Source organism: Dellaglioa sp. CoH-57-MRSF-18, assembly GCF_056781995.1.
Genome location: NZ_JBXAXX010000122.1, coordinates 1 through 383 on the forward strand (window position 1 = coordinate 1; position 383 = coordinate 383).

Annotated in this window: 1 protein-coding gene; it reads left to right on the forward strand. The window is 55.1% G+C overall.

All coding sequences use genetic code 11. The features are described from left to right. Nucleotides 1-63: 63 nt before the first annotated feature. Nucleotides 64-383 (forward strand): hypothetical protein (locus AC1RPG_RS08370; RefSeq protein WP_481762530.1); only part of this gene is annotated, 320 nt, incomplete at its 3' end.

Here is a 383-nt window from a genome sequence, read left to right on the forward strand (position 1 = left end):
GTGTAACCTAGTCGTATTCGGGTCCTTGGGGCCCGCTCTGTCAACGCCACAAAAGGAAAGGACGTGCAAAAGAAAGACTTGCTGACACAAGCATTGCCCAAGGCGATGGTAGACAGCTACCGTTGTGGCGACTGCTTGCATTTTAAGGCGCATCGCCACAGCGACCACGAGAAACCGTGCAGTGAAGAGGGTATCAAAGCCGGTGCCGTCGCGCCTTCGTGCTACACGCCAGATGTGACGCAGCTCTCGGGCAACAGCGATCAATTCGTTCAGTTCGTGACGCTGTTCCGTAATTGGAATCCGTCGCAACGTCGTGTCGCAACCGCACTGCTGCGCCAGAAGCGGAAAAAGTATGACCCGGGCCAGAAGTTTTACTTCTGCAT